At 59.3% G+C, this 23,876-nt stretch carries 17 protein-coding genes; 9 read left to right on the forward strand and 8 right to left on the reverse strand.

Going from position 1 to position 23,876, the window contains the following annotated elements; all coding sequences use genetic code 11:
• Positions 1-14: 14 nt before the first annotated feature.
• A complete protein-coding gene (locus tag ACZ0A4_RS23675; protein WP_463576540.1) occupies positions 15-4,607 on the forward strand; it encodes a dermonecrotic toxin domain-containing protein in 4,593 nt (1,530 codons plus the stop codon).
• Here ACZ0A4_RS23675 and pdxR read toward each other — a convergent pair.
• Positions 4,564-6,117, reverse strand: coding sequence for a MocR-like pyridoxine biosynthesis transcription factor PdxR (gene pdxR / locus ACZ0A4_RS23680; protein ID WP_463576541.1), 1,554 nt, complete (start codon positions 6,115-6,117; stop codon positions 4,564-4,566). The two genes, ACZ0A4_RS23675 and pdxR, sit on opposite strands and share 44 nt — an antisense overlap.
• A gap of 92 nt (positions 6,118-6,209) precedes the next feature.
• Here pdxR and ACZ0A4_RS23685 point away from each other — a divergent pair, with 92 nt between their 5' ends.
• The 3 genes from ACZ0A4_RS23685 to ACZ0A4_RS23695 are packed head-to-tail and all read left to right on the forward strand — an operon-like array spanning position 6,210 to position 7,974.
• On the forward strand, positions 6,210-6,833 hold the full coding sequence (locus ACZ0A4_RS23685; RefSeq protein WP_026000519.1) for an FMN-binding negative transcriptional regulator: 624 nt from the start codon (positions 6,210-6,212) through the stop codon (positions 6,831-6,833).
• A 10-nt stretch (positions 6,834-6,843) separates the two neighbouring features.
• On the forward strand, positions 6,844-7,290 hold the full coding sequence (locus ACZ0A4_RS23690; protein WP_463576542.1) for a GNAT family N-acetyltransferase: 447 nt from the start codon (positions 6,844-6,846) through the stop codon (positions 7,288-7,290).
• 12 nt (positions 7,291-7,302) lie between these two features.
• Positions 7,303-7,974: a GNAT family N-acetyltransferase gene (locus ACZ0A4_RS23695; RefSeq protein ID WP_463576543.1), complete on the forward strand. Its 672-nt coding sequence runs from the start codon at positions 7,303-7,305 to the stop codon at positions 7,972-7,974.
• A gap of 112 nt (positions 7,975-8,086) precedes the next feature.
• Here ACZ0A4_RS23695 and ACZ0A4_RS23700 read toward each other — a convergent pair whose 3' ends face one another.
• Entirely contained in the window at positions 8,087-8,986 is a 900-nt protein-coding gene (locus ACZ0A4_RS23700; protein WP_463576544.1) for a homocysteine S-methyltransferase family protein, read from the reverse strand.
• A gap of 113 nt (positions 8,987-9,099) precedes the next feature.
• On the opposite strand from ACZ0A4_RS23700, the gene ACZ0A4_RS23705 reads away from it, so the two are divergent.
• Together ACZ0A4_RS23705 and ACZ0A4_RS23710 are read left to right on the forward strand one after the other, a co-directional pair.
• Entirely contained in the window at positions 9,100-9,921 is an 822-nt protein-coding gene (locus tag ACZ0A4_RS23705) for an ABC transporter substrate-binding protein (protein ID WP_463576545.1), read from the forward strand.
• Entirely contained in the window at positions 9,918-10,754 is an 837-nt protein-coding gene (locus ACZ0A4_RS23710) for an amino acid ABC transporter permease (protein WP_463576546.1), read from the forward strand. The genes ACZ0A4_RS23705 and ACZ0A4_RS23710 overlap by 4 nt, the downstream gene beginning before the upstream one ends.
• Positions 10,755-10,786: 32 nt before the next feature.
• Here ACZ0A4_RS23710 and ACZ0A4_RS23715 read toward each other — a convergent pair whose 3' ends face one another.
• Both ACZ0A4_RS23715 and ACZ0A4_RS23720 read right to left on the reverse strand, forming a co-directional pair.
• On the reverse strand, positions 10,787-11,065 hold the full coding sequence (locus tag ACZ0A4_RS23715; RefSeq protein WP_194935738.1) for a helix-turn-helix domain-containing protein: 279 nt from the start codon (positions 11,063-11,065) through the stop codon (positions 10,787-10,789).
• Positions 11,062-12,414, reverse strand: a complete 1,353-nt coding sequence (locus tag ACZ0A4_RS23720) for a type II toxin-antitoxin system HipA family toxin (RefSeq protein ID WP_463576547.1) — start codon at positions 12,412-12,414, stop codon at positions 11,062-11,064. The genes ACZ0A4_RS23715 and ACZ0A4_RS23720 overlap by 4 nt, the downstream gene beginning before the upstream one ends.
• 228 nt (positions 12,415-12,642) lie before the next feature.
• Here ACZ0A4_RS23720 and ACZ0A4_RS23725 point away from each other — a divergent pair, with 228 nt between their 5' ends.
• Both ACZ0A4_RS23725 and ACZ0A4_RS23730 read left to right on the forward strand, forming a co-directional pair.
• The gene (locus ACZ0A4_RS23725; protein WP_463576548.1) at positions 12,643-15,600 is read left to right on the forward strand and encodes an autotransporter outer membrane beta-barrel domain-containing protein; all 2,958 of its coding nucleotides are present in this window, start codon (positions 12,643-12,645) and stop codon (positions 15,598-15,600) included.
• A 199-nt stretch (positions 15,601-15,799) separates the two neighbouring features.
• Positions 15,800-17,989, forward strand: a complete 2,190-nt coding sequence (locus ACZ0A4_RS23730) for an autotransporter outer membrane beta-barrel domain-containing protein (RefSeq protein ID WP_463576549.1) — start codon at positions 15,800-15,802, stop codon at positions 17,987-17,989.
• A 196-nt stretch (positions 17,990-18,185) separates the two neighbouring features.
• Here ACZ0A4_RS23730 and oadA read toward each other — a convergent pair whose 3' ends face one another.
• The gene (gene oadA, locus ACZ0A4_RS23735; RefSeq protein WP_331693160.1) at positions 18,186-19,994 is read right to left on the reverse strand and encodes a sodium-extruding oxaloacetate decarboxylase subunit alpha; all 1,809 of its coding nucleotides are present in this window, start codon (positions 19,992-19,994) and stop codon (positions 18,186-18,188) included.
• An 11-nt stretch (positions 19,995-20,005) separates the two neighbouring features.
• On the reverse strand, positions 20,006-21,421 hold the full coding sequence (locus ACZ0A4_RS23740) for an acetyl-CoA carboxylase biotin carboxylase subunit (protein WP_053125176.1): 1,416 nt from the start codon (positions 21,419-21,421) through the stop codon (positions 20,006-20,008).
• Positions 21,422-21,611: 190 nt separating this feature from the next.
• On the opposite strand from ACZ0A4_RS23740, the gene ACZ0A4_RS23745 reads away from it, so the two are divergent.
• Positions 21,612-22,574: a LysR family transcriptional regulator gene (locus tag ACZ0A4_RS23745; RefSeq protein ID WP_141125979.1), complete on the forward strand. Its 963-nt coding sequence runs from the start codon at positions 21,612-21,614 to the stop codon at positions 22,572-22,574.
• Here ACZ0A4_RS23745 and ACZ0A4_RS23750 read toward each other — a convergent pair.
• Both ACZ0A4_RS23750 and hexR read right to left on the reverse strand, forming a co-directional pair.
• Positions 22,516-22,719: a PA3496 family putative envelope integrity protein gene (locus ACZ0A4_RS23750; protein ID WP_116028569.1), complete on the reverse strand. Its 204-nt coding sequence runs from the start codon at positions 22,717-22,719 to the stop codon at positions 22,516-22,518. The genes ACZ0A4_RS23745 and ACZ0A4_RS23750 overlap by 59 nt on opposite strands.
• Positions 22,720-22,947: 228 nt before the next feature.
• Positions 22,948-23,814 carry a transcriptional regulator HexR gene (gene hexR / locus ACZ0A4_RS23755; RefSeq protein WP_463576550.1) on the reverse strand — a complete coding sequence of 289 codons (867 nt, stop codon included), beginning with the start codon at positions 23,812-23,814 and terminating at the stop codon, positions 22,948-22,950.
• Between the last annotated feature and the right edge of the window lie 62 nt (positions 23,815-23,876).

The following is a 23,876-nucleotide window of genomic DNA, read 5'->3' on the forward strand; positions in this document are numbered from 1 at the left end:
CAGAGGTGTTGCCCATGCCCGAAATCCCCTCGCCCAGCGCCGTAGATATCCTGACCCAACTGGTGACCGGCCCTTCGCTGCGAGAAGTTGCCTCGAAAGCGTTGCGACCGGCACTCAAGACGCTGTACCCGGACCTCGATATCGACCCTCAACTGGCCATGGTGGTGAGACCGGCCTGGGTCATTCAGGATAATGAGGTCGTCCCCGGACGCCACTTGATTGAATCGCTCACCGACACACTGGTGCGCCTGGGCCTCTCCGGCACTGCCGTGACATACCTCGACGGCGAACATTATCTGACCTTGCAGCCCGACCAGCCCGCCGCCATCCAGTTGCCGGTGAAAATCAGCGCCGTCGGCAAACTGCTCAACGAACTGGCACCTTTGTTGTTCATTGCCTTCAAGGAACAGCAAGTCGACTATTGGGACGAGTTCACCTACCCGGGGCAACCACGCTGGCAGCAACTGTCGCAAGCCTTGCGCAACCTGTGGAACGTCGAGGCCCATCCCGACTGGAATGCCAACCAGCGTGCCATGATCGAGGCGGTCTACCGGCACCCGGACAAACACCAGCGCCTGCCAACCGGCAAATACCAGGTACGCGCCTGCCTGATTGATCTGGACCGTAACGAGGGTCACGACCCAGAGCATCTGGCCCTGCTCGATACGGCGGTGCTGATCGGTACCGACGGCGAAAGCACCTGGATCATGACGTATTCCGTGATTCAGGGTTTCGAGTCTTTCGAATCACTGGATGAACTCGGCAAAGCCTTGCCCCGTCGCTACTGGAAAGAAGCCTCCGGTGCCGGGTTGAAATGGCGCTTGTTCGAACCACAGGGCAACTTCTTCGACTATCAGGCCTGTACCTTGATCGCGCTTGAAGCGGACGCCCTCGGCGAGATCAGTTTTTTTCAGGATTCGAACGCCAACCCGCTCTACCCGCATGCCGGGACGGTCGGCGATCCTCGAGAGCCGACACCACGCCTCAAACCTCATTTCGAGCGCTTGCGTCCGATGCTGCCCGCCTGGCTCGACAACGCGGCGCCTGCCGATCAAACCCGTTACAGCCGACATCTGCTGGACCTGACCATGGTGCAGCATACGAACAAGGGAAAATCCTTCCAGAGCGAAGTCATCAGCCTGCACGCCTTCGCCCGTGATGCCCTGAAACAACAGATGCTCAAGGAGCATCCGAACGCCGCCGAGGTAAAGATCGAGGACATCGAAATCAGCGTCACCAGCCTCGTGGTCTGGGGCACATTCGTGCTGCCCGGCAACACTCAGACCCAGACGCTGTCGCTGATTGAACTTGCCCTGCAAAACCTCGCGGGACAACCGATGGGCAATAAAACCGTACGCTACAAGGATGGCAGCGAGTTGCCTGACTGGATGACCGCGAGCTACCTGGAACAACTGGTGAGCACCGTCGATATCGGCCAGACCTACACCGCGCACCTGCAAAACCTGTTGATTGACGACAGCGAGCAAGCGCCGATTCTTCAAGGCCTCTACACCAGCCAGTTACCCATCGAACTGCCGCTGCTGGCGTTGCAGCAAAAAATACAAGGCAAGGCCGGCATCACTGATCAGGGCTACCGCTATGTGGTTGCAGCACTGTCCGGTAGCAGCGATGAACGCCATGTTGATCGTGAGGAAATCGTCATTCGTCCGCTGGCTTTCGTCGTCCACCGCACCACCTCAAAAGCCGACACTGTCTACAACATGTTTGTCATCGGTCCACGCGACGTCGACAAAGGTCCCTGTGTGCTTTACCGGCCGCTGTTCGAGATGGCGCTGATGCAGTTCCCTTCGCATGCCAACCTGCTGTACGAAATCCAGCAATCTCGCCATCTGCGTGAGTCGATTCTGGCCTGGTTGCCGGACGACGTGCGTTTCAATTACAGCCAGTTTGTCTTCACCGCGAGACTGCCTTCGGTTTGGACGATTCCGCAATTGCTCATCAACCCCAGTACCGCCCTCGATATGTCCGGTCCCGTTGCCCTGGGCACTGCGACGATTGAACAGGATGTGCTGGCGACGCTGCACAACAGCAACGTCCAGGCGCTGATGACCCAGGCCGACCGACAGTCGGTCTCCGATGCAGAGGCGCGCTGGGCCACGCTGAAACACGGCGGCTGGATGCTGTTCAACGCGGCATTGCCGTTCCTCGGCCGCAGCGTCGGTACAGCGGCGTGGATCTGGCAGATCATGGACGACCTGCAAGAAGTCAGCGATGTCGCCAATGAGCAATCCGGCAAGACCGCCTGGACGGCTATCGCCGACATCCTGCTGGCGTTGGGCATGGTACTCGCCCATTGCGCAGCGGTCGGCGACAAACCACACCGCGAATCGATCACGCTGGAAGACTCCACCCAGCCCATCACGACCACCCCGGTCATCAGCAAAACACTGCAGCTGCCGGATATCACCGGCAGCGCGCTGCCCGGCGCTCATCAAATATCGATCAACCCTTTTGCCGCACTGAAGCGATCGCCCGTCGCGCTGACCACGTTGCTCGACAGTTTTCAGATTGCCAAACCCAGGGGCATCGGCGATGCCACCAGCGAGGGCACGCACAGACACCTGCATGCGCGCCAGAAACAATGGTTCGCCCCCGTCGGCAAGCGCTGGTTCGAAGTCACGCTCAACGAACACGCGGATGTCCAGATCATCGACTCACGCCCACCGACGCGGCGGCTCGGGCCCTTGCTGAGCCGAACCGCCAATGGTCAATGGGTGGTCGATCTGCGCTTGCGTTTGCGCGGCGGCGGACTCGACTCAGCGCTTGAGAAAGCTCAGGACTTCAGTAAAAAAACCGCCAAACAGTTGAGCATCACCATCAGCGCTTTCGACAAGACGATGAAAGCCAAAGGCACTCAGCGTGACGCCGACCACGACGCGTTCAACAACGCACCAGCGCAAGACCGTGCGCAAGCGCGTCAGCGGTATCTGGATACGCTCGACTCACAGCACAAGGCCTATGGTGCGAGCATCGAACAGATCAAAGCGTTGAATAACAAGGAAACCATTCCCAACTACCGGGAGGTCATGATTCAACGACTTGAAATGCAGTTGTTCCTCGGCCAGGAATGGCTCCAGCTGCATACCAAGGAGTTCCAGGCGAGTCTGGAGACGATGCAGACAATGATTGCCGATGAAAGCGGTTTCGCCGTAGAGGTGTTTGTTCAGTCGTTCGAAACAATGACCGATCAGACCCAGGCCATTATTGAAAAGATAGAGTCGGCCCAGACCCGCTTTGACGAGCTGATGTTGCTGGGAAGTGATGCGGCCAAGGTGACTCAAACCTATCGCGAAGTGCTGCCCAAATATGATCTGAATGACCTCAAGCTGTTGCAGATCAGCCTCGGCCAGGAGATCTGCATCAAGGCAGGTGATACCACCACGGGCACCAACGCCTATCAGACCCTGTCCACGCTCATCGAAGATGCTGCACTGAATATCCAGAGCGCATTGAACCTGACCGCCGATGAAAGCCTCGACAACCTGCGCGAACGCAAGGACGCCTTGAGCAATGTTGCCGAACAATTTACCTCGATCAATCAACGTTTTGGCGATCTGCTGATCGACTATCCCGATCGGATCAACACCGAGCGACTGATGCATGTGCGCAATCGCGTCAAAGCGTTCAAGGCCCGCACAGATATAAAGTTGGCCGATTTGCTGCGCTACAAGCATTTGCTGGAACCGGCAGGGGGTCCTTCCCGGCAAACCTCGGCACGACAGATCATCAAAACCAAATCCAGACGTACGCTGGTTGGCCAGCGCAAACAAAGTCTCGAAGGCCAGGACACCGATCAGGTGGAAGTGCGGACCGCCCTGACGGGGGTCATCGCCACATTTGAGGAAGAATCACCCGGTGTCTGGGTCGAACAGCGCAGAGCCACACCGCAGCCACCCAGAATCCGTTCTGACCTCAACCACAGCATCCGGGATGGCCAGGCCCTGCTCGACGGCTTGGCCGCGTTCCACCGGCGTATCGAAGCCCAACTCAAACGAGGACCACGGATACCTGTCGAGATCGAAGAGCAATACCACAACCATGCCACCGCTTTGCGAGACGCCAACGCGGCCATCGACGAAGCCCTGACCCTGAGCAATCTGACGGCCGACCTGAAGAAACCCACCGAAGCACTCGGCCACAAACTCGACGAGGCTGCTCACACCCTTGAAACCAAAGGCACCGCCACGCGTATCAGGATGGTCAAGCAACAATTGCCGACGGCGGCCGGGATCGAGTGGCTGAAGAACAAGGGAGAGGTGACGATCGCACAAACCGTGACTCGACACCGACTCAACGTCCAGGCCAGAGACTTTCTCGATGAATATGAAATTCGCGATGCTCACACGCACAAAGTGTTGTGCTACGCCCATTTCCATTACAGCAGCGCACAAGCGCCTGTCGCCCCTTTCCCCGTCGGGCACATGAAAACCGTAGCGCAACGGTATATGCGCGGTGCCTATGAGCCACGTTTACTGAACGATCAGGCTCTGATCAATGTTCATCGCAGCGGCATTTCCAACCTGTCCGCGCAGGCGCTGTTCCTCACACTTGCCAGGCCTGTCGCAACCGAGCCAACGCAGCGTTGATCGCTGGCTCAGGAACGGCGGCGAAGCCCAGCACCAGTCCAGCGCGTTGCGCCAAAGGTGTCGTGGAATCGGGCAGCCAGTAGCTGCTCAAGCCGTTGATCTCGACATCGACGCGAGCAGCTTGCGCAATCAACTGCTGCTCGCGCTCGATGCTGTTAACAGCCACGGTCAGATGCAGCCCGGCGGACACCGCGGGCAAGTCGCCCACGCCGGCAATGGCGGTCGGCCAACCGTCGAGCAAGGTATTGCGCCGGCTCAGGGCGGCGCGGCGCATTCGCCGGATATGCCGCTGGAAATGCCCGGCCGCCATGAACTCGGCCATCACCGCTTGCGTACTCACCTCGGAATGCCGGACGTCCACGGCCCGGCGTTGCGAGAAGGCATCGACCAGCGCCGGGGGCAATACCAGATAACCGAGGCGCAATGCCGGGAACGCAACCTTGCCGAACGTTCCGACATACAGCACCCGCCCCTGACGATCGAGTGCCGCCAACGGTGCCAGCGGCGCCCCGGTGTAGCGGTACTCGCCATCGTAGTCATCCTCGACGATCCAGCCTTGGTTGCGCTCGGCCCAGGCGAGCAGTTCGAGGCGTCGGGCAAGGCTCATCACTACACCGGTCGGGTATTGATGAGAGGGCGTCACATAGGCCACGCGGCAATTGCCAGTGGCCGACAACGCCGAGCAATCCATGCCCTCTTCATCCACGGCAATACCGTGCAAACGAGCGCCCGCCACGGCGAACGCATGACCGGCCGCGCGGTAGCCCGGATTCTCGATCGCCACACCGTCGCCCGGCTCCACCAGCAACTGTGCACAAAGGCTAATGCCCTGCTGTGCGCCGCTGGTGATCACAATTTGTTCAGGCGAACACTGCATGCCGCGCGAACTGCGCAAATAAGCGGCGATCATTGCACGCAGGCGCGCATCGCCGGACGGATCGCCGTAACACAGTTGCTCCAGATCCGGTTTACGCCAGAAAGCCGCATTCAGCTTGGCCCACACCTCGAACGGGAACAGATCAAACGCCGGAACCCCCACCCTGAACGCTCGCGGCGGACCACTCGGTGGCCGGGCCAAATGGTTCTTTTCAATGCGCGAAAAACCACCGCTGTGGATAACTTTACTGGATGAAAGCACAGGTAAATCCAGCCAATTTGTGGATAAGGCTGTGGGTAAGCCTGTTGAAAACCCTGTGGATACTTTTGTGGATAGTTTTTTTGCTGGAGCCGTTATCGGCATCAATTGCGCGACATAAGTCCCGTCCCCGACCCGCCCTTCGATAAACCCTTCGGCATACAGTTGATCGTAGGCGCGCACCACGCTGTTACGCGAAATCCCCAACGCCGCCGCCAGATCGCGACTGGCCGGCAACCGCGTACCACTCGCCAACCGCCCATCCAGCACCCGCAGGCGCAACGCCTGATAAAGCTGACGACTCAATCCCTGGCGGCGATCAAGCTCGATACCGGCAGGGTTGAAGGGCATGGATAGCGTCGGCGAATCGGGCATGGCAATGGACCTATGAAATTGGTCATCAATGGCTCTTACAACAGACCAATAGCCTGCCTACGATGCAGGCATTCGCCAAGGAAAATCTGTCCATGTACACGCCACGCGCCTTTGCCATCGAAGACCTGTCCCAACTGCACGAACTGATCCTTGCTACCCGCCTCGCCATTCTGGTGACCCATGGCGAAAGTGGCTTGCAGGCCAGCCACGTGCCGGTGCTGCTGCATTGCGAACAAGGCGAGTACGGCACGCTGTACGGGCACCTGGCCCGCGCCAACCCACAGTGGAAAGACTTGCGCGACGGTGCCGAAGCCATGCTGATCTTCGCCGGCGCCGATGCCTACGTCAGCCCGGGCTTTTATCCGAGCAAGGCCGAGCACGGCAAAGTCGTGCCGACCTGGAACTACATCGCCGTGCATGCCTATGGCCACGCCGAAACTTTCAGCGACGGCGGACGCCTGCTCGACATCGTCAGCACCCTCACCGATCGTCATGAAGCCGGCCGCGCGCAACCGTGGTCCGTCGCCGATGCGCCTGCCGATTACATCGACGGCATGCTCAAAGCGATTGTCGGTTTCGCCATTCCCATCGACCGCCTCGAAGGCAAACGCAAGCTCAGCCAGAACCGCAGCGCCGAAGACATTGCCGGCGTACGCGAAGGCCTGGCGGCCAGCCCGGAAATCAATGATCAAACCCTCGCCCGATTGATGCGCTAAGGAAATCACCATGAGTCAGATCGACATTCGCCAGGTCAGCGCCGACGACCACGCCGCGTGGCTGCCGCTGTGGCAGGCCTACCTGCGGTTCTACAATAGCGAACTGCCGGAAGCTGTGACGGCAAGCACCTGGCAACGTTTTCTCGAACCGAGCGAACCGACCCACGCGGCATTGGCCTGGGCCGATGGCAAAGCGGTGGGCATGGTGCATTACATCTACCATCGCTCGAACTGGAGCATCGAAAACTCCTGCTACCTGCAGGATCTGCTGGTGGCGCCGGAGACTCGTGGCAGCGGTGTCGGCCGCCTGTTGATCGAACACGTTTACGCCACGGCCAAGGCTGACGGCTGCTGCAAAGTGCACTGGCTGACCCACGAATCCAACACCACCGCGATCCAGCTCTACGAGCGCATCGCCGAACGCCCGGGCTTCATCCAGTTTCGCAAAGCCATTTAAGGAGACGCGTACATGACCGCATCACTCGCTGACTGGAAAGGCGTCCCCGCCCCTACCGCCACCCTGCTCGAAGGTCGCTTCATTCGCCTGGAACGACTCGACCCGGCGCGCCATGGCGACGAATTGTTCGCCGCCCTCGAAGGCCCCGGCGCCGACCCGAAACTCTGGGATTACTTGCCCTATGGACCTTTTCCGGAACGCCGCACTTTCGACGCTTGGCTGAACAACCACGCGGCCGCCAGCGACCCGTATTTCTTCAGTGTTATCGACCGCGCGACCAATCAGGTGCAAGGCATTCTCAGCCTGATGTCGATCGTCCCGGGCCAGGGTCGCATCGAAATCGGCCACGTCACCTTCGGCGCGCCAATGCAGCGCTCGCCGAGAAGTACAGAGGCGGTGTACCTGCTGGCCAAGCATTCCTTCGACCTTGGCTACCGCCGCCTCGAATGGAAATGCAACAACGGCAACGCCCGCTCCAAGTACGCCGCCGAACGTCTGGGTTTCAGCTTCGAAGGCGTGTTCCGTCAGCACATGGTGGTCAAGGGTCAGAACCGCGATACCGCGTGGTACTCGATTCTGGATGGAGAGTGGCCGGCAATTGCGGCAGGTTTCGAGCAGTGGCTGTCGGATGAGAATCAGACGTCCGACGGGCAGGTGAAAGGCTTGGTCGAGTGCCGTAGTTAAATCGTCAAAGCAAAAGATCGTCCGAACGCGGCCTGAGCCTTCGGCAGCTCCTACACGGGATTGACGTTCACCGTGTAGGAGCTGCCGCAGGCTGCGATCTTTTGATCTGTTTTCAGCCCAGCTTTTGCGCAAGCACCGCGATGTGTTCCGGCCCGATCCCGCAGCACCCGCCCAAATGGCTGGCACCGCGCTGCTGCCAATCAATTGCCCAATGCAAGTAACCCGGCGGATCCAGATCCTCACGCAACGGATCGAGCCCGTCATTGGCCGTGGCTTCTTTTGGCTGCGGTGGAAACGCGTTGGCATAAGCGCCAATCTGAATCTTCACCCCCAGACGCTCGAAGGTGTCACGCGCGGCATCAATCGCGGCACCGATCACTTCCGGCTGACTGCAATTGAACAACAATGTTTCGACGCCCAATTCAGCCGCGACCGCAGCGGCTTCGGCGACTGGCTCTCCAGAGCGCAGGCGCGGCACTTCGTCGGTGTCTTCATCCTTCAAGGTGAACGACAACCAGAATGGTTTGCCATCCTTCGGCAACCCGGCGTGAATGGCTCGCGCCTCGATGATCGAACTCTGGGTTTCCGCCAGCCACAGATCAACGTGGGGGGCCAGGCCATTGACCAAGGGCGCCAGCAACTCGGTCACTCGGGTGGCCTCGAACAGATCCGGACGATAGGAGCCGAACAGCGGCGGCAATGAGCCGGCCACCCGCACGGATTTTCCCGAGGCCTGCACCGCACGTCGCGCCAGCTCTCCGGCCAACGCGGCAAGCGCCTGACCTTCAGCGGCGAAGCGCGCTTCGCCAATATGGAACGGCACCACGGCATAACTGTTGGTGGTAATCACATTGGCGCCACTGGCGATATAAGCAGCATGTACCGCCTCCACCGCTTGTGGTGCTTCACTCAACGCCAGCGCCGACCACTCCGGCTGGCGAAATGGCGCACCGGCGCGCTGCAACTCACGGCCCATGCCACCATCGAGAATAATCGTGCTTGCTGCGCCCATATGCTTTTCACTCATATGCTTATGAAAATAACTCACTATCAGAGTCGTTCTTATAACTATTTAATACGCACCATCCGGTTAATAACAACCTCTTTTTTGCTCAGGGATCGACTGTGAAACTTCAACCGCTACTGGCCCTGGGCCTGACCATTCTGGCCGCCTCCACGCAAGCCTTTGCTGGCACCACGCTGGACCGTATCGAGCAAAAAAAAGAACTGGTCGGCGTGCTGATGGAAAGCTATCCACCGTTCTCGTTTCTCAATGACCAGAACCAGCTTGATGGCTTCGACGTTGATGTCGCCAAAGCCGTGGCTGACAAGTTAGGCGTCAAGCTGCGACTGGAAACGCCGTCCTGGGACGTCATTGCCGCCGGCCGCTGGAGCGGGCGCTACGATATCTGCATCTGCTCGATGACACCGAGCAAGGCCCGCGCCGAGGTGTTCGATTTCCCGGTCGAGTACTACGCTTCGCCAGCGGTGATCGTGGTCAACGCCAAGGATGAGCGGATCCACAATGCCAGGGATCTGAGTGGCAAAAAAGTCGGCCTCACCAGCGCGTCCAGTTACGAAAGCTATCTGAACAAGAACCTGGTCATCGAAGGTGCCGAAGACACGCAGCTGCAATACCCGTTCGAAGATGTGCAGGTCGCGCCGTACGATACCGACAACGTCGCCTTCCAGGATTTGGGTCTGGGCGCCGGCGTGCGCCTGGATGCGATCCTCACCAACCTCGTCACCGCGCAGCCACGCCTGAACCAAGACAAACGCTTTAAACTGGCCGGCACGCCGCTGTATTCAGAGCCGAACTCGGTGGCCATCGAAAAGGGTGACGCGCAATGGGATGCCAAAGTGCGCGAGGTGTTCGCGCAACTGAAACAGGACGGCACCCTGAGCAAGCTGTCGCAAAAATGGATCGGCGCTGATATCAGCCAATGACTTCTTTCCCGACACCGCCACAGCCACCGCAACCGGTGGCTGAATCACGCCTGCAACGCTTGTTCGGTTTTCGTACGCGGCTGTACCTGACCTGGGCAACGCTGTTCTGCCTGTTCGCCGGGTTCTTCCTGAGTTTCGATCTGAAGTTCTCGATCATCCTCGACAAACTGCCCAATCTGGTCGGCCTGCACCTGGCGCCCAACGGTTTTCTACAGGGTGCGGCGCTGACGCTTTTCCTCTGTGTGTGCTCGATTGTCGCCTCGTCCCTGCTGGGCTTCATCACAGCATTGGCACGCCTGTCGAACAGCGCCGTGGCGTTCGGCATCGCCAGTTTTTACACCTCGTTCTTTCGCGGCACGCCACTGCTCATACAGATCCTGCTGATCTACCTGGGCTTGCCGCAACTGGGCATCGTGCCTGGCGCCATCGTCGCGGGCATCATTGCCCTGTCGTTGAACTACGGCGCCTACCTCAGCGAGATCTTTCGCGCCGGCATCCTCGGAGTCGACCACGGCCAACGCGAAGCTTCGCTGGCATTGGGAATGCGCGAGACGGTGATTTTCTGGCGCATCACCCTGCCGCAAGCCATGCGCACGATGATCCCGCCCACCACCAACCAGTTCATCTCGATGCTCAAGGACTCGTCACTGATCTCGGTGATGGGCGTCTGGGAAGTGATGTTTCTCGCGCAGTCCTATGGACGCTCAAGTTACCGCTATATCGAAATGCTGACGACGGCGGCGATCATTTACTGGTTGATGTCGATTGGCCTGGAGTTGATTCAGGCACGAATGGAGCGGCATTACGGCAAGGCTTACGTGCGGCGGAGCTAGGGGGATCGGCACCTTGCGGGCTGCGTCGGGTTTTAATGGGGCTCTCGGCGTACCCGCACAACGCCCATTTTCAGGCCAAACGGACGAAACACTGCATTCAACGATTTAAGTGTCTGGTTGCCCTCGCCGTGTTCGATATGCACCAGCGTGCGCACCGATATTTTGCACATCTTCGCAAACTGGGTCTGATGCAGACCGGTCACTTCCACGCGCAAACGGCGAACGGCTTCACCGATCTCCAGTGTCCCTTGGGCCAGCGCCTCTTGAATGCTTTCGATGAGCACCGTGCGCTCAGCTACCGTCATGCTCATTGCAGATCCCACTCTTTCAAGCGTTGCTCCAGATTTTTCAGATGAATGCCTGGGTGGTTCATGGTTCTGTCGGGCAAACCACTGGCCGTCAATATGTCTGGCAGCGCCGCCAGACGTTGGGCATCTTCGCGCAATCGTTCGAAAAGAGCCGGCGCATCACATAGCGCTGCCAGTGGGTCATCCGGTTCAGCAATGTCCGCCAATGCGCGGCAAACTCCACGCCAATCGACGTCTCCCGCTCGCTCCAGATCTCTTGGCCACTTGGTCGTACGGGTCACGCCCTCGTCATCCATGACCATAGGCGCCAGGTCATAAATCGGCGCCAGGCGAAAGTTGTTTGCCTGACGAATGATCGCGGTGTTACGACCATGGTTATCCGAGTTACCAAGGATTTTGTTGATCAGATCCCGGCGTAAGTAGTCCGTCACAAGAGCGGGTATCTGGCTGGCCTGCCCTGCTCTGCGCCAGAGCCCGGCGAGCATGTGAATGACCTCCATATGGTTCATCGCACTTCCCGGCGTCGTCACTTGAGCCAACGAGTAAATCGATTCGACAGCCAAGCGGCTTACCTCGCCGTCGCTCACCTTGCGATCAAAACGCTGCATCCACAAACTTGGTTTGTTCGCTTCTTCCAGTGCCAAGCCTTCGGCCGCGATCGTTTCGATACCGAGCTTCTGAAGCGCCTTGTAGTAATGGAATTCGCTTCGCAGGATGTCTTGATCGGTCAGACCGCCTCTGTTTCTGGCAAATTTCACAAACCAGTGCTGTCTGACTTTGTTGTCATCCAATACGGCATCGGGATACAGGAGACCAGCCTTGTTCTCGGCCAATAAAAGCTTCGGCGCTTCACCACCCGCGCCGGTAGCTCCACCGATTGCCGCACCCAGCTCATAGGCATATTCGAGAAAGCGGTTGTCACGCTGGATGACATCCTCACGCTTGAATCCGATTGGCTTGCGCTCATCGATCACCTCGGCCGACTCTTTTATGCGCATATTGCCGATGGGGGCTGGCGTGCTGCGACCGAGCAGATATAAATCGGCGCTGATGTTCGCCGGTTTTTCTTGACCTAGACGTGCAAGCAAAAAGCGTTTGGCTGCCCCTGCGGGAGCAATGTCGTGCACAAATGCCGGCGTTTTGGAACGATAGCCGTCCCAATCCAGTGGGTACAACGCACTGACGGCCTTGGAAAACGGAGAACCTATGACTTCAATATTTTCAGCAAGGTAGGCCGTTTCGTAGCCAAAACTGCAGCGACTCTCGAAACCCTTTTCAGGATCGTCGAAACTCAGAATCATCGCGTCTTGCCATCTACCCGCCGTGAATATCTGTAAGGTCAGGTTGTACATACTTTCCCACCTGCATTTAAATGCATTTCAGCAAAAGCTTTTTTACTGTTAGATGCAATATAGTGCATTTTAAAGCCAATAGAGCGCATAAATCTGCAACAAAATGCAGATAAAACCCTGATCATCAAGCTCTGAACGCAAAACAATGCAGATCAACCACCGACATCATTCTGTAAAAACCCTTCGCTATACAGGACGGCCCGCTTATAACAAAAAGGCCGTCCGACCATGCCGTTCCCGCCCCAGCGTCTGTCCCTCGCCATTGCCCTGTTGATCGCTGCCACATCGGCAAACGCTAAAACCGTGCAGATCGACACAGCCACCACTTCAGCGCAAACGCTGGGTGGTAGCGACACATTGACGATTTCCGCGCCGGGCAGCATCACCAACAGCGGCAAGGCCGTGAGCCTGAAAGACAAGACCAGTGGTGCGGGTGTGGTGATCGATAACGCCGGCAAAATCGTTTCCAGCGGTGGTCGGGCCATCGACAGCAGCGGCGACCTGACCCAGGCTCGCAACTACACGATTTACAACCGCAGCGGCGGGCAGATTCTCGGCGCCAACGACGCCTTGCGCATCGACAGCAACTTCGTCAGCGGCAGCCTGTTGATCGACAACAGCGGCGTGATTCGCTCCACCACTGGCCAGGGGCTGGACCTCGATGCGCTACGCAGCGACGGGGTGAAGACCACCATCATCAACCGTGCCGGCGGACTGATTCGCGGCGACGCCAGTGACGGCATGAAGACCGGTGCCAACGCGGCCATTACCAACTACGGCGAGATTTCCACCGGCGATTCGCACAATGCCGACGAGAAGTTCGACGGCATTGACATCGATTCCGCGAGCGGTGTCAGCGTGACCAACTACGGAGTGATTTCCGGCGGCCGTCACGGCATCACCACCGATCTTGGCGCGACGCTGATCAACTACGGGCAGATCACTGGCCGCAACGGTTCGGGTTTCGGCTCCGACGGCGATGGCACGGTGATCAACCACGGCACCATCACTGGCGCTTACTCAGGCTTGCAAGCAAACGGTGATGGCGATGGCGTGGACATCGACAAGATCGCCCATATCGAAAACTACGGGACCCTTCAGGGCGTCGGTGCCGGCGGGGTGGACAAGGGCGGTTTCGCCAACGGCAGCGAAGGTATCGCGCTGGGTGGCGGTTACATCCTCAACGCCAGCAACGCTTTGATCAGCGGTGCCGACAGCGCCATTCTGGTCGACGATGGCAGCGGCGGCTCCGGGCTGGCGGCGACCACGCTGGAAAACTTCGGCAACATTCAAGGCCTCAACGGTTTCGGCGTGAAGCTCGTCGGTGAATTCGCCGACAACGTCATCAACGCCGGCACGATCAGTGGCAGCAATGGCCTGGCGCTGGATCTGGGTGGCGGTAACGACAGTCTGACCCTGCGCAACGGCAGTCGCTTTGTCGGCGTGGTGGATGGCGGCAGCGGTTATGACCGTGTGGTGATGGAGGACGCGGCCGGTGGCAGCTTCGGCGCCAGTCGCAACTTCGAATGGCTGGAGGTCAAGCAAGGCGCGTGGACGCTGACCGGCCATGATGATTTCAGCGACGGCGGCGCGGTGCGCAACGGTGCCACACTGGTCAACCAAGGCAGTATCGCCGGCAACCTGACCGTGGATGCCGGCGGTGTGTATGCCGGTGGCGGTTCGGTGGGCAGCCTCACTGTCAACGGTACATTGCGCACCGATACCAGCCTCGGCCGCGCCACGATTGTTCGCGATTTGACCATGGGCAGCACCGCCACCCTCGCCTACGGCGTCAACGCCGATGGCAGCAGCGTGCCGGTACAGGTCGGCGGCATCGCCAATCTCAACGGCGCAACGCTTGCGGTGAATCCCGGCAGCGGCACCTATCCATGGCAGAGCCACTACACCGTGCTGCAAGCGGCACAGGTCAACGGCACCTTCGGCAAGGTCAGCAGCGACTACGCGTTCCTGACGCCGACCCTCGCCTACACGCCAACGCAGGTCGATCTGACCTACACCCGCAATGACGTGGCGTTCAATGAGTTCGCCGCGACCGGTAACGCCAGCAACGCCGCCAACAGCCTCGCCTCGATCGGTAAAAACAATGCGTTGTACAACGCCCTGCTCAATACCAGCCAAAGCAGTGCCGGCGCGGCGATCGAGCAACTGGCCGGTGCCAGCAACGCCAACCTGACCAGCGCCACCCTCGGCGCCAGCAGTCAGGTCGGCAGCAGCATGCTCTCGGCGATGCAGCAAATGGGCGGCAGCCCGGGATTGATGGTCGGTCTCGATCAGGGTGACACCCCCGTGCTGGCGGCCAATGGGGTGCCCTCCGAGGCGCGTAATCTGAACGATCCGAATGCGCGCGGCCGGCTCTGGCTGCAAGGTATCGGCGGCTACGGCAAGCTCGATGGCGAACACGGCAGCAGCGGTCTGGAACAACGCACCAAGGGCAGCGTGCTGGGCGCCGACTGGGTGCTGAGTCCGGCGTGGCGCCTGGGCGTACTGGGCGGCTATTCGAAAACCGATCTGGACGCGACCGGCGTCGACGGCAACGTCGAGAGCTGGCACGCCGGCGTCTATGCGTTGCATCAGAACGGCCCGATCTCGCTGCGTCTCGGCGCGGCGTACAGCGGCCATCAAGGTGAAAGCAAACGCACCATCGCCTTCAATGGTTTCAGCGACCGCCCGAAAGGCGACTACGACGCCGACAGCCAGCAAGCCTTCGCCGAACTCGGCTATGCCATGGGCAGCGGCCGCCTCAGCGCCGAACCGTTCGCCAGCCTCGGTTATCAGCGTTACCACCGCGACAGCTACAAGGAAAAAGGTGGCGCCGCCGCGCTGCAAGTCGACGGCCAGACCCAGGACAACTTCAGCAGTACTTTCGGCCTGCGCCTGGCGCACCTGAGCAGCCTGGACAACGGCATGAGCGTGACCCCGCGCATGGCCGCTGGCTGGAAGCACACCTACGGCGATGTCGGCAGCTCTACGCGTCAGGCGTTTGTGACTGGCGGCACGGCGTTCAGTGTCGATGGCAGCTCGCTGGATCGTGACAGCCTGGTGCTGGAAGCCGGGCTGGATGTGGGCATCTCGGCGCGGCATACATTGGGTGTGGGTTACAGTGGCGAGATCGGCAGCAACAGTCGCAATCATGGGTTGATCGGGCAGTGGCAGATGAGTTTTTGAGGGTTGAACAGCCGGCGGTGTCTGGAATGGTTGTAGGAAAAGGCGCCGCAGAAACCGAGTAAAACTTCGGGTTCCAGATCACACGGTCATTTTCTACAAAATGATCCGATGTCGCCTGCAAGCCTGCGGGAAGCAGCCGACATCGGATGTTTGAGCACATCAATAGAGTTGAGTCTTCTGTTCATCGAGACTCAACTCAATGCCCCTTCAACATTCGTTCAAACCAAAACACTTGGCTTTGGCCATTTCGCTGACGCTGACTTGCGTGGAGCTTGCCAATGCTCAGCAACCTTCTGAAGTCGCTGATTCAGCCGCAGTAGTGAATGCCACTGAATTCCCCGAAACCAGCGCTAAAGAAATGGCGCTTGAACGACTCAAGGGATTTCTCACCGACCCAAGTACGGTACCCATCGCTTTTAAAACCCCTGAAGAAACGTTTACAGGTACCGCTGTAAACGATTTGATAACGCTCACGGACGGCGCAAGCTTTACCGGCCTGCTGGATGGTGGCGGGGGAGATAACGTCCTGTTCCTGGATGCAGCGGCTGGCGGCGAGCTGAAAGACACGCGTAATTTCAACGGGCTGTTCGTCAGCCGGGGCGAATGGACGCTGAGTTCGAAGGCAGACTTCAAGGAAGGCGTGCTGGTGAACAGCGGTAGCGCTTTGACCAACCTGGGGAGCATCAAGGGCGACGTCTATGTCGAAAGAGGTGGCAGCTTTGCAGGTAAAGGCGCTGTGGGGAGCCTGGAGGTGGCCGGCCTGCTCACCGTCAACGGGGTACTAGGCAGCCCGCGCGTGAAAGGCGACTTGCGCTTGTCCCCAACCGCCGAACTGGCTTATGAGGTCACGCCCAGTGGCAGTCAAACGATCAAGGTCGATGGCACTGCCAGGCTGGAAGGTGCAACCCTGAACGTCGTTGCCGTTCCAGGAGAATTTCCGCAAAGTCGCCAGTACAAAATCATCGAAGCCGGAAAGATAGAAGGTGAATTCGGCAAGGTCGTTAACAACCTCGCCTTCATGGCTGCCACACCTCAGTACAACAAAAAATCCGTCGGACTGACTTACGCCCGCAACGGTGAGCCGCTTGCAAGCGTTGCCACGACAGGCAACGGTCGTTCAGTTGGCGACAGCATTGTCGAACCACAAGCGCCTGCGCCATCCGCAACGCCAACGCCAACGCCAACGCCAACGCCATTGACGGCATCTGCGCCGGTTCCAGTTCCAGTTGCGACTTCAACGACGACTGCTGTTGCAGACTCCGTCCCATCGCCAAGGCCGGACGAACCTCTTACTGCGCAAGTTAACGAGTCCGCCGAACAGCCCGCACCTGCGCCAATAAAACCTGCAAACGCAGCAGTCGCCGCGCTTCTGACCAGCGACAAAACCACCGCACCGGTCGCCCTCGAACAACTCGCCGCCGGCAGCAACGCCAACCTCGCCAAAGCCACACTGAGCAGCATCACTCCCGTAAGCGCGAGCATGCTCTCGGCCATGCAGCAACTGAATAGCCGTTACGGCTCTGCCTACAGCTCCGGCAACTCACCGCGGCAGGCGACCGGCGCGGCCGATTCCGGTCGGGTGTGGATTCAGGCGCTCGGCCATGGCGGCAAGGTCGATCGCGAGTTCGACAGCACCCTCAAACACGCCACTCAAGGTCTGGTCATGGGCGCCGACTGGCGGCTCGATGAGCAATGGCATATCGGCCTGGTCGGCGGAAAATCGCAGACCAGAATCGATGCCCGGCAATACGATGGCGACCTCGACAGCTGGCACCTCGGTGCCTACGCCGTGCGTCAGGACGGACCGTTCTCACTGCGTCTCGGGGCGACCTATGCCAGTCATGACGGCGACAGCAAACGTCGCGTGGCCTTCAACGGCTTCAGCGATCGTCTCAAAGGCAACTACGACGCCAACACTCAGCAAGCCTTTGCCGAACTGGCGGTCAATGTTGGCCGCCACAATGCGACACTCGAACCGTTCGCCAGCCTCGGCTATCAACGCTACCAGCGCGACAGCTACAGTGAAAAAGGCGGGGATGCAGCGCTGAAAGTCTTTGGGCAAACTCGCGACAATCTCAGCAGCACCTTCGGCCTGCGCACGGCGAAAATCACTCGGCTGGATAACGGCATGACGCTGACACCTCGATTCAGTGCCGGCTGGAAACACACCTTTGGCGAGATCGAAGGCGACACCCGCCAGCAACTGGTCAAGGGTGGCAAGCGGTTTGAGGTTGCCGGTGCAGCGCTGGATCGAAACAGCCTGTCGGTGGATGCCGGCCTCGATCTGGGGCTGTCAGCCAATCACTCTGTCGGCGTTGGTCTCACCGGTGAAATGGCCACTGACAGCCGCACCTACGGCGTGATGGGCCAATGGCGCATGGCGTTCTGATGGATTGAACATCGTCACTGTGGGAACGAGCCTGCTCGCGAATGCGATCTGTCAGTTGAATAAATATCGACTGACACTCCTCTTCGCGAGCAGGCTCGCTCCCACATAGGCCTCATGTGATGCAGACAAATTCCGCATAAAAAAAGGGGGGCACATGCCCCCCCGAGGTTTAAAGCGTTGGATCGCGGCGGTTATCTCAGCCTTCGATCTCGATCAGAATTTCGCCCGGGTTGACCCGGTCACCCTTGGCCACATGAATCGCGGTGACCTTGCCGGCAATCGCAGCCTGGACTTCGGTTTCCATCTTCATCGCTTCGGTGATCAACACAGCCTGGCCGGCCTTGACGGTGTCGCCTTCCTTGACCAGCACATCGACGATGTTGCCCGGCATGGTGGTGCTGACGTGACCCGGGGCCGACGCTTGTTTGCGCTTGCTGCTGCCACCGCCGACGAATTCGTTGAGTGGCTCGAACACCACTTCTTCCGGCATCCCATCGATGGACAGGTAGAAGTGACGCTTGCCTTCCGCCTTCACACCGACACCGGTGATGTCGACGCGGTAGGTTTCGCCGTGGACGTCGATGACGAACTCGGTCGGCACGCCTTCGCCGCCCGCTTTTGTCACACCGCCCGCTTCAGGAATCGGCAACAGCACTTCCGGCGTCAGGGTGCCGGCAGCACGCTCTTCGAGGAACTTGCGGCCGATGTCCGGGAACATCGCAAAGGTCAGCACGTCTTCTTCGGACTTGGCCAGTGCACCGATGTCGGCACGCAGTTTGGTCATTTCCGGCTTGAGCAGATCGGCCGGACGTACGTCGATGACTTCTTCACTGCCGATCGCCTGACGACGCAGTTTTTCGTTCACTACGCCCGGCGCTTTGCCGTAGCCGCCCTGCAGGTAGAGCTTCACTTCGTTGGTGATGGTCTTGTAACGCTCGCCGGCCAGCACGTTGAAGAACGCCTGGGTGCCGACAATTTGCGAGGTCGGGGTCACCAGCGGCGGGAAGCCGAGGTCTTCACGCACCCGCGGGATTTCCGCCAGCACTTCGGCCATGCGATTCAGGGCGCCCTGCTCTTTCAGCTGGTTGGCGAGGTTGGAGATCATCCCGCCCGGCACCTGGTTTACTTGCACACGGGTGTCGACGGCGGTGAATTCGCTTTCGAACTGGTGGTACTTCTTGCGCACGGCGTAGAAGTACAGGCCGATCTCTTGCAGCAGTTCGAGGTTCAGACCGGTGTCGTACTCGGTGCCCTTGAGCGCGGCGACCATCGACTCGGTGCCCGGGTGGCTGGTGCCCGAAGCGAAGCTGGAGATCGCGGTGTCGATATGGTCGGCGCCGTTTTCGATAGCCTTGAGCTGGCACATGGTCGCAAGACCGGCCGTGTCGTGGGAGTGGATGAACACCGGCAGCGATTGCTCGGCTTTCAACGCACGCACCAGTTCACCGGTGGCGTACGGGGTCAGCAGACCAGCCATGTCCTTGATCGCCACCGAGTCGCAACCCATGGCTTCCATTTGCTTGGCTTGTGCCACAAACGCATCGATGGTGTGCACCGGGCTGGTGGTGTAAGCGATGGTGCCTTGGGCATGTTTGCCGGCAGCCTTAACCGCTTCGATGGCCACGCGCAGGTTACGCACGTCGTTCATCGCGTCGAAGATACGGAACACGTCGATGCCATTCACCGCAGCCTTGGCGACGAAGGCTTTGACCACGTCGTCGCTGTAGTGGCGGTAGCCGAGCAGGTTCTGCCCGCGCAGGAGCATTTGCAGACGGGTGTTAGGCAACGCCGCGCGCAGTTGGCGCAGACGCTCCCACGGATCTTCCTTCAGGAAGCGGACGCAGGCGTCGAAGGTCGCGCCGCCCCAGCATTCCAGCGACCAGTAGCCGACTTTGTCGAGCTTGTCGCAGATCGGCAGCATGTCTTCGGTGCGCATGCGGGTGGCGAGCAGCGATTGGTGAGCGTCGCGCAGGATGGTATCGGTGACAAAGATCTTCTTGGACATTGTTGTATTCCTCACAGGCCTGCGTGGGCGGCGATGGCGGCGGCGATGGCCAGGGCCAGCTCTTCGGGTTTGCGCTTGATCGAGTAGTTGGTCAGCTCAGGGTGGCTTTCAACGAAGCTGGTATTGAACTGGCCGCTACGGAATTCCGGGTTGCGCAGGATTTCCTGGTAGTACGCGGCGGTGGTCTTCACGCCTTGCAGACGCATGTCGTCGAGGGCGCGCAGGCCACGGTCCATTGCCTCTTCCCAAGTCAGTGCCCAGACCACCAGTTTCAGGCACATCGAATCGTAGAACGGCGGAATGGTGTAGCCGGTGTAGATCGCTGTATCGGTGCGCACGCCCGGACCGCCGGGGGCGTAGTAACGGGTGATCTTGCCGAAGCTCGGCAGGAAGTTGTTCTTCGGGTCTTCGGCGTTGATACGGAACTGCAACGCGAAACCACGGTGCTGAATGTCTTCCTGTTTCACCGACAGCGGCAGGCCGGAGGCGATGCGAATCTGTTCGCGGACGATGTCGATCCCGGTGATTTCTTCGGTGATGGTGTGCTCCACCTGCACCCGGGTGTTCATCTCCATGAAGTACACCTCGCCCTCGGCGAGCAGGAACTCCACGGTTCCGGCGTTCTCGTAACCCACGGCCTTGGCCGCACGCACCGACAGGTCGCCGATGTAGGCGCGTTGCTCTGGAGTCAGCTGCGGGCTCGGAGCGATTTCGATGAGCTTCTGGTTGCGACGCTGGATCGAGCAGTCACGCTCGAACAGGTGCACGACGTTGCCGAAGCTGTCGCCGAGAATCTGCGCTTCGATGTGCTTGGGGTTGACGATGCATTTTTCCAGGAACACTTCGGCCGAACCGAAGGCCTTGGTCGCTTCGGAAATCACTCGAGGGAAATTCTGTTCGAGTTCTTCGCGGCTGTTGCAGCGACGGATGCCACGACCGCCACCACCGGAAGTGGCTTTGAGCATGACCGGGTACCCGATGCGGTCGCCCTCGACCAAGGCTTCTTCGATGTCTGCTACGTTGCCTTCAGTGCCCGGCGTCACCGGTACGCCCGCCTTGATCATGCTGCGGCGCGCTTCGGTCTTGTCGCCCATGCGGCGAATGACTTCTGCCGAAGGGCCAATGAATTTGATCCCGCGTTCGGCACAGATATCAGCCAGCTCGGCGTTTTCCGAGAGGAAACCGTAACCGGGGTGCAGTGCATCGCAGCCGGTTTCAACCGCCAGGTTCACCAGTTTGCGCGGGTTGAGGTAACCGGCCAGTGGCTCGGCACCAATGCTGTGGGCCTCATCCGCACGCTTCACATGCAACGCATGGCGGTCGGCGTCGGAAAAAATCGCAACCGAGCGAATGCCCATTTCGGCGCAGGCTCGCACGATTCGTACGGCAATCTCACCACGGTTGGCGATCAGGATCTTTGTTATCACTTGGAGGTTCCCTTGAGCCGGTGGCACCACGACCTGCTAGACCCAGGTCGACGCGTGACCAAATGTTTCAATTTAGTCGCAGGTCCACACTAGCGCTCATGAGGGATTAACAAAAATGAATAAAAATTGGGTCAGGCATAAGTAAAGACTTATAGTTGAAACATCAGCCCGCCGTCAGAGCTTGTAAAAAATGCGTAAGTCCTTGATGCGTATGACATTGCGTCAATTGCAGATCTTCAACGAAGTGTGTGATTTACGCTCCTACAGCCGCGCGGCCGAGGAAATGTCTCTCACACAACCGGCTGTCAGCCTACAGATTCGTCAGCTCGAGGAGCTGATCGGCCAGCCATTATTCGATTATGTCGGCAAAAAACTCTACATGACCGAGGCTGCCGAAGCACTCCAGCGCGCCAGCCGAGACATTTTCGGCCGCCTGGAAAACCTCGATATGCAGCTGTCGGACATGCAAGGATCTCTGCAAGGTCAGCTGAAACTGGCGGTAGAGTCCAGCGCCAAGTATTTCGTCCCGCACCTGTTCGCCGCGTTCAAACGTCAGCACCCGGAAGTGAATCTGCAACTGACCGTGGTCAACCGCGGCCAGGTCATCCGCAGGCTTTCCGACAACCGCGACGATCTGGTGATCATGTCGATGGTGCCGCAGGACATGGGTCTGGAATTCCTGCCGTTCCTCAACAACCCGATTGTTGCTGTGGCGCGCCCGGATCATCCGCTGGCGCATATGGGCCCGCTGCGCTTGCAGGATCTTGAACCCTATACATTGCTGATCCGTGAACCGGGTTCGGGCACGCGACTGGCGTGCGAAGAGTATTTCAAAGAGAAGCGCGTGCACTTCACCCAGACCCAGGAAGTGGCCTCGGCCGAAGCGCAGCGTGAATGTGTGCAGGCGGGTTTGGGCCTGGCGCTGTTGACGCGCCACGCCCTGAACCTGGAGCTGGCGACCGGCGGCCTCGTCGAGTTGCCGGTCGAGGAATTGCCGCTACTGCGTAGCTGGTGTCTGGTGCAAGCGAAAGCCAAACGCTTGTCACCGGTGGCGCACGCCTTCCTGGCGTTTATCCGCAGCGAACGGGTGCAGATCAGCGCGCTGGTTGAGCGTTTCGACGGGAAGCTGCGGGTGCCGCCTGCCAATGAGTGATCTCGGGAAAGTCGCCGATTTCGGCTTGAAGCTGACGGAGTTCGAAGCGATCTTCGATAGCGCGGCGAAATTCCATGCGGCGCTGGTCTTCCTGCTGACGACGGGTTTTCGCGGCGCTGTTGCGTTCTTCGTAGGGCTGAGCCATTTCGAGTCTCCCAAGGCGATGACGGGAGTTTCACGATAGGCGTGGGGGATGACGGTTTGGCTGCGCGCGGATGACAGTGCGATGAAACTTGTGGTGTTTTTGAGGACGCCTTCGCGAGCAGGCTCGCTCCCACATTTGATCTTGGTATGACACAAAATTGTGTTCACAGAAGATTCTCTGTGGAAGCGAGCCTGCTCGCAAATAAGGTCGGAACGACCTTAGATGGCTTCAGTCATCCAGCGCTTTGGCGGCTTTTGGCGACAAGCGCAAGCTGCGCAAACTGCGCTTCACGCTCTTGAGGTGATTGACCAGGCTCGGCCCGCGCGCCATGGCCACGCCCATCGCCAGCACATCGATCACCACCAGGTGGGCGATCCGCGACGTCAGCGGCGTATAGATTTCCGTATCTTCATGCACATCGATCGCCAGATTGACGGTCGACAATTCGGCCAGAGGTGTCTGGCTCGGGCACAAGGTAATCAGCGAAGCGCCGCTCTCACGCACCAGATTGGCGGTGATCAGCAAATCCTTGGAACGCCCGGATTGCGAAATACAAATCGCCACATCGGTCGGTTTCAACGTCACTGCTGACATCGCCTGCATGTGCGGATCGGAATACGCCGCCGCCGTCAGCAGCAAACGGAAGAACTTGTGCTGCGCATCCGCTGCCACTGCACCCGAGGCACCAAAACCGTAAAACTCGACCCGCTGCGCCTGCGACATCAGTGTCACCGCACGCTGCAACTCGATCGGATCGAGCCTCTCGCGAACCTCCATCAAGGTGTGCAAGGTGGTGTCGAAAATCTTCAGGCTGTAATCGGCGACCGAGTCGTCTTCATGGATCGCAAACTGGCCGAAGCTCGCACCGGCGGCCAGGCTTTGCGCCAGCTTGAGTTTCAGGTCCTGAAAACCGGAGCAGCCGATGGCGCGACAGAAGCGCACGATGGTCGGCTCGCTGATGCCGACGCTGTGGGCCAGGTCGGCCATGGAACTGTGCATCACCGCCGCAGGGTCAAGCAGCACGTGGTCGGCGACCTTGAGCTCCGACTTGCGTAACAGGTGACGTGACTGGGCAATGTGTTGCAGCAGATTCAAGGGGCTGGACTCTTCTTATGGGCAAGGATGTAGCACGCTTGTAGTTATACTACATGAATTGG

The organism is Pseudomonas sp. AC172 (genome assembly GCF_979258595.1).

Bases quoted from the DNA above. Each gene is read 5' to 3' on its own strand.
- ACZ0A4_RS23675 (WP_463576540.1), top strand. From the start codon at position 15: ATGCCCGAAATCCCCTCGCCCAGCGCCGTAGATATCCTGACCCAACTG.
- pdxR (WP_463576541.1), bottom strand. From the start codon at position 6,117: ATGCCCGATTCGCCGACGCTATCCATGCCCTTCAACCCTGCCGGTATC.
- ACZ0A4_RS23685 (WP_026000519.1), top strand. From the start codon at position 6,210: ATGTACACGCCACGCGCCTTTGCCATCGAAGACCTGTCCCAACTGCAC.
- ACZ0A4_RS23690 (WP_463576542.1), top strand. From the start codon at position 6,844: ATGAGTCAGATCGACATTCGCCAGGTCAGCGCCGACGACCACGCCGCG.
- ACZ0A4_RS23695 (WP_463576543.1), top strand. From the start codon at position 7,303: ATGACCGCATCACTCGCTGACTGGAAAGGCGTCCCCGCCCCTACCGCC.
- ACZ0A4_RS23700 (WP_463576544.1), bottom strand. From the start codon at position 8,986: ATGGGCGCAGCAAGCACGATTATTCTCGATGGTGGCATGGGCCGTGAG.
- ACZ0A4_RS23710 (WP_463576546.1), top strand. From the start codon at position 9,918: ATGACTTCTTTCCCGACACCGCCACAGCCACCGCAACCGGTGGCTGAA.
- ACZ0A4_RS23715 (WP_194935738.1), bottom strand. From the start codon at position 11,065: ATGAGCATGACGGTAGCTGAGCGCACGGTGCTCATCGAAAGCATTCAA.
- ACZ0A4_RS23720 (WP_463576547.1), bottom strand. From the start codon at position 12,414: ATGTACAACCTGACCTTACAGATATTCACGGCGGGTAGATGGCAAGAC.
- ACZ0A4_RS23725 (WP_463576548.1), top strand. From the start codon at position 12,643: ATGCCGTTCCCGCCCCAGCGTCTGTCCCTCGCCATTGCCCTGTTGATC.
- ACZ0A4_RS23730 (WP_463576549.1), top strand. From the start codon at position 15,800: ATGCCCCTTCAACATTCGTTCAAACCAAAACACTTGGCTTTGGCCATT.
- oadA (WP_331693160.1), bottom strand. From the start codon at position 19,994: ATGTCCAAGAAGATCTTTGTCACCGATACCATCCTGCGCGACGCTCAC.
- ACZ0A4_RS23745 (WP_141125979.1), top strand. From the start codon at position 21,612: ATGCGTAAGTCCTTGATGCGTATGACATTGCGTCAATTGCAGATCTTC.
- ACZ0A4_RS23750 (WP_116028569.1), bottom strand. From the start codon at position 22,719: ATGGCTCAGCCCTACGAAGAACGCAACAGCGCCGCGAAAACCCGTCGT.